Genomic DNA, 330 nt, shown 5'->3' with positions numbered 1-330 from the left:
GCGCAGGGCGCGCAGGGCGCCGTCGGCGGCGGCCCGATAGACGTTCGATGACTGGGCGTTGATCAGGCTGGGCCCGCGCGTGATCCGCCCGTCGGCCGACAGGGTCAGCTCGACCTGGATGCGCAGCTGGTCCGCGCCGGGGATGTCGCAGGGCAGGATCCAGTTCGGATAGACTTGATTGAAGATGGCCGTGATCTGCGGGCCCGTGGCCTGGGACGCCGCGCCCGCCCCCTGCTGCCCCGTCGCCGGTCGGCCGCGATTGTTGGTCGGGCGGGTCGGTCCGGCCAGGGCGTCCAGATCCAGGCTCGGCTCGGTGCGCTGGGGCGCGGG

At 73.6% G+C, this 330-nt stretch carries 1 protein-coding gene; it reads right to left on the bottom strand.

Annotation, left to right across the window (positions count from 1 at the left end; all coding sequences use genetic code 11):
• Window positions 1–330, bottom strand: a 330-nt coding sequence (locus B3T77_RS08955; RefSeq protein WP_292078939.1) for a hypothetical protein, incomplete at both ends; no start/stop codon positions are given.

Source organism: Brevundimonas sp. UBA7838, from assembly GCF_002500885.1.
GTDB classification, from domain to species: domain Bacteria; phylum Pseudomonadota; class Alphaproteobacteria; order Caulobacterales; family Caulobacteraceae; genus Brevundimonas; species Brevundimonas vesicularis_C.
The sequence above is the reverse complement of the archived record's forward strand: the minus strand, read 5'-3'. Positions and strand labels throughout refer to the sequence as shown.